We start from the raw sequence: 4,483 nt of genomic DNA on the forward strand, positions 1-4,483 counted from the left end.
CTCCTCACGCAGGTCGAACACCATCTTGACGGCGCGATCACGCAACTCTTGCGGGTACTTCCTCGGTGCGGGCACGACTCCCAGCCTTCCAGTCTTGGGAGCCTCCAACCAACCCGGGGCAGCTCAGAGTTCGGCCAGGCCGACCTTGATCTCTGGGATAACAAAAGCCATGCGGGAAGCGTAGATCGGCATGGTCAAGACTTCCGTGGTGACAGCGCGTCCTGCGGAATCTATGCCCGTAGATTGTTCGACACGGGGGTGACGGGCCCGCCGGTGTCATGCCGCCGGTGGTGAGGAAGATCCGGCCGGGTCGTGTGAGGTGAGATCCGGGAGGACTGGGCGAGACGAATAGGGCTTTCACCATTCCCGGCTCAGGGGTGACGCCGAAGGCCCGGTTGAATGGTGCGTCGTTCGCGAAACCCCACCGGGCGCCAATGGCGTTGAGTGGGATGTGGCCGAGCCGCGGATTGGCCAGGACGCGGTGGCAACGGTCCAGCCGCCGCAGGAGCGCCTTGGCGTCCCGAACGCGGTGTTTATCCCTTGCAGCGTCCGCGTGGTCCGCCCCACACGGACGGCGGCTTCTAATCCGACGGTCGCAGGTTCGAATCCTGCAGGGCGCGCTTTGCAGGGCGCGCTTCTCCACCTGCGGAAACTTCGGCCGCGGTCGCGCCCGGCGGCGGCATGGGGCAAATATGAGGCAAAGCTCAGTCAACCGCCGAGCTGCCGCCCCAGCGCGGAGGCGGCGTTCAGCACCAGCCGGATCGTTTCTCGGGCGGCTTGGTGGGCCACCTCCGGCAGCACGCGATGCTGGCATGCCCCAGCATGGCCTGCACCACCTTCAGATCGGTGCGCGCGGCCAGCGCCAGCGTCGCGGCGCCGTGCCGCAGATCGTGCAGCCGGATCGGCGGCTGTCCGGAGGCCGCCACCAGCCGGCGTAACCGGCCGGTCAGGTAATCCGGCCTCAGCGGCGCACCGTCCACGGTGGTGAACACGTAGCCCGAGTCCCGCCAGCGTGCCCCTGCCGTCGCGCTCAGCTCCTCCTGCCGCTCGCAGTGCCGTATCAGCACCCGCACCGTCTCCGTGTCCAAAGCCACCGCTCGGCAGCTGGCGGCGCTCTTCGGCGGCCCGACCACAGCCTGGCCGTCGGCGTGAACCCGCTGCTGTGCCACCGTCAGCTCCGCAGCCTTGAGGTCGACGTCCGTCCAGCGCAGTCCGGCCAATTCACCGCGGCGCAGGCCGCGTAGCGCGGCCAGCCACCAGGCGGGGACCAGATTGATGACTCTGTTGGCGGCCTGGACCACGTGGAACGGGTCGACGGCCAAGCGCCGCGAGATCGTTGACGTCGCGGGAGGTCAGCTGGTGCAGCCGGATCCGTCCCAGGCGGGGGATGAGGTAGAGGCGGATGTGTGTGGGGTATCCCTGCCGGGTCGACGGCCGCAGAGCATCCTTGGTGGTCAGCCACCGTGTCAGCCACTGCTAGAGGGTGCATCCGGCCCCTGCGCCGTCGCGGTCAGCGCTGACCAGCGCCTTGTCGGCGGGCTCGGCTTCCTCGCGGTCGGTGTAACCGCCCTGGCGGGATGCGCTGCCGCTGCCCGTCCAGGCTGCGTAGCTGCACCGCGAAATGCCAGCTGCCGTGCTCGTCATCCACCGACAGGTGCGAACACTGCGTCCTTCGCTGACGTCCAGTCTCGGGATCGACGCAACCGCATCTCCTGTCGACCTGCACATGAGCCATTGCCGTCTGCGCCACCTCCACATCCCACCGTCAAAGACGGCAGGAGCAGGCGCGAGAGCTTCTCAAGCTCAGCATTCAGCCTTGTCTTGTCGGATCCGTGTCGTCGCGTTCTTGGATGGCTGCCGCTGGGGAAAAGATATCCCCAGCATTAGGGATATAGGCGCTGTCGGTCTCGCGCCCCGAGGCTGGCCTGATCGGCTGCGGTACGGCCGGCCGCCCAGCCCTCCCGGTCCCAGGACGTGCGGACCGCGTGCGAGACCAGGTTCGGGAACATGCGCTCGACCGCCTGCTCCACCTCCTGTTCACGGGCCGCCAGCACCGGCACCAGGTCGGTGCCGCGGCTGGCGCTCTCCTGCGAGACCGCACCCGCCGTGGCCTCGGCGAGCCGCTCCCCGATCCTGGAGGCGAACGCCGACAGGAACGACTGGCGGAACGTCTTATTCCTCGACCGGCCGGTGCCGTGCTTCTTGGTGCCCGAGTTCACCAGCGCGGTCTGCGCCTGCACCAGCAGCGAGGTGAACAGGACCTCCACCCAGGACAGGTCCGCCCAGAACCCCAGCACGGTGGCGAACCCCAGCTCCTTCGACCAGATCACCCGGCACCTGTTGGCCTCGGCGATGAGGTCGAGCAGCACGGCCTTGGGCTGCTCGTACGGCGCGTCGATGCCGACCCGGATGCCCGCCGGGGCCTCACCTCCTCCTGGCTGCGCGTCCAGCATCGCCGCGTCGATGCTGTACTTCGCCATCAAGCTCTGCGCCGCCGACGTGAACGTCTCCGCCTCCGCCTCGTACGTCGTCGACTCCGCCTTGGCAAGCAGCGCCCGCACCCGCGCGAACGTCTTCTCGCTGACCGCGTGCGGGCGCGCCTGGACCGTACAGCGAGCGGCTCCGGGCCGCGGGCTCAACGACTCCAGCCGCGGCAGCCCGGTCAGCAACCCCAGCAGCTCCAGCCCGCCGGAGACGGTCACCAGTCGGCTGGCCCCGTCGCGTGCCTGCCGCGCCGCCAGGTAGCCGCCCTTCCACCACACCGCGGCCTCCAGGCCGGCGAGTTGGTCGCGCCAGCGCTCATCCACCGTGGCCGGCGCGTAGGCCCGCATCTCCCAGGCGATGAGGTCAGCCGCCGTCCGCCCGTGCCAGTCGGTCAGCCGCCTGGCCGCGATCCTGACCACGTCGGCGGGCTGCCAGCCGTTCCGCCACAACCCCGAGATCGCATGGGTCACGACCTCCACCAGCACGCGATCGGCGTCGTCCCGGTCGGCCAGGAAGGCGGCGGCGGAGTCGAAGGCTGCCTCATCCTTGCGGGCAAGGGCCTCCATCGCCGCGTCGATCAGCTCATTAGCCTTACTCACACGTGCCGTCCACCTTAGAGAAAGTCCGCCAGAACCCTACCGCGACGGAGCCTCGTCCCCTGCTCACCGGCGCGGTGGAAGGCGGCGAGGTCCTGGCCGACCCCGGCTGACCCGCCTACCATGACGATCAGGGCCGAGCATATTGGGCGTCCCATGGCAAGCGACCCGTGCGCGCAGGTGTACCGCTCGAAACCGGCTGTGTGCAGGATCTCCCACACCGTGGAGGCTGCGATAGGGTAGCCCAGGCGAGCCAGCTCGCCCTGGATGCTCCGGTGCCCCCAGGTTGGGTTCTCCCGCGCCATCCCAACAATCAGTGCCTGACGGGCTGGCGGGTACAGAGCCGTCCCGGGCGCCGCCTGTCGGTGAAGGTCCACTTACGCGCTACGAGATGACGACGCCAACGCAAGATCGTCGCCGGGGTAACCAGGAACACCTCCGCGCACAGGCGGCGGTGGATCAGCCGCGACAACAGCGTGAGCCAGAGCCGGTCGGCGTGACCCCACCGTGGCCGGCCACCGAGTTGACGGCGGAGCACCTGGTTCTCGTGACGGAGCACCAGCAGCTCAACGTCCTTGGACAGATCAGCGCGGATCAGCACCGTCAGCTGGCCGAACAGGCACCTCACCAACCGGTAGACCAGGGGTAACAACACCTTGCGATGGTCGCAGCCGCCGCTCTGATCGCGCAGCGAAACCCCAGTTCAGAGTACGAAACCGTGTTTCGAGCGGGACAGGATCGGCGGCATTCCCACGCACCTCCACCTCGCCCTGGGCAAACGCCCGAACAACGTCTATCCAGGCGTCAACCGCTACGACCAACATCGAGACCGTGCTGATGGTGCGGTTCTTTCCGGACGGAAGCGCGCCGTCGGGTGCCTTGAGTTCCAAGGCGCCAACGCGCACAAAAGTCACATACGGGACAGCAGCTCAGCCTTCCGCCGCGACCTGTTCGATCATGGGACCTTGTACGGCGGCCAGCACGGCGGCGGCGAAGGGCAGGGAGTGATGCGTGGCTCCCCTGCCAATGCCGAACACCACGGAGGCGGGATCGTTGTTGGGATTGGAGAGGGCATGGTGCCCACGGATGCGCAGCCGCAACGACCCGCGAGCGTCCTCCAGTGCATGCCAATCGACGCCCTCGATCTCGGTGATCGGGTAACGCTGGTCACCTGCCGTGTACTTGGCCGGGGAAGCTCCGGACGAGAACCAGGTGAAGGTGACAGCCTGCCCGTCGAAGGCGGCCTCACCGTCCCATGCCTTGAAACTACGCGGTACCCCATCCGCGTCAGAGCTAATGAACCAGTCCCGGTCCGAAACACCTATCAGCCGCGGGTAGTTTGATCACCCGTTGGAAGAGGTTGGAGCAGGTGGCAGGACCACAGCAGGACCCCAAGCAGTCCC

General features: G+C 67.9%; 5 protein-coding genes and 1 tRNA gene. 1 reads left to right on the forward strand and 5 read right to left on the reverse strand.

The features are described 5' to 3' along the window. The first annotated feature begins 507 nt into the window (after positions 1–507). A tRNA-OTHER gene (locus ACTWQA_RS58555) sits at positions 508–620 on the forward strand. 126 nt (positions 621–746) lie between these two features. Here the strand turns inward: ACTWQA_RS58555 and ACTWQA_RS58560 are convergent. The 5 genes from ACTWQA_RS58560 to ACTWQA_RS58580 form a co-directional block, all read right to left on the reverse strand. After that, a complete protein-coding gene (locus ACTWQA_RS58560) occupies positions 747–1,322 on the reverse strand; it encodes a site-specific integrase (RefSeq protein WP_443167420.1) in 576 nt (191 codons plus the stop codon). Beyond that, positions 1,222–1,470: a hypothetical protein gene (locus ACTWQA_RS58565; RefSeq protein ID WP_443167423.1), complete on the reverse strand. Its 249-nt coding sequence runs from the start codon at positions 1,468–1,470 to the stop codon at positions 1,222–1,224. Before ACTWQA_RS58565 ends, ACTWQA_RS58560 begins: the two co-directional genes overlap by 101 nt. Before the next feature lie 413 nt (positions 1,471–1,883). Continuing rightward, the gene (locus ACTWQA_RS58570; protein WP_443167421.1) at positions 1,884–3,083 is read right to left on the reverse strand and encodes a DUF2786 domain-containing protein; all 1,200 of its coding nucleotides are present in this window, start codon (positions 3,081–3,083) and stop codon (positions 1,884–1,886) included. A gap of 310 nt (positions 3,084–3,393) precedes the next feature. After that, entirely contained in the window at positions 3,394–3,735 is a 342-nt protein-coding gene (locus ACTWQA_RS58575) for a hypothetical protein (RefSeq protein ID WP_443167422.1), read from the reverse strand. Positions 3,736–4,009: 274 nt separating this feature from the next. Next, positions 4,010–4,408, reverse strand: a complete 399-nt coding sequence (locus ACTWQA_RS58580) for a DUF4429 domain-containing protein (protein WP_443167424.1) — start codon at positions 4,406–4,408, stop codon at positions 4,010–4,012. Positions 4,409–4,483 lie beyond the last annotated feature (75 nt).

Source organism: Nonomuraea sp. 10N515B (genome assembly GCF_052245915.1).
Taxonomy (GTDB): Bacteria; Actinomycetota; Actinomycetes; order Streptosporangiales; family Streptosporangiaceae; genus Nonomuraea.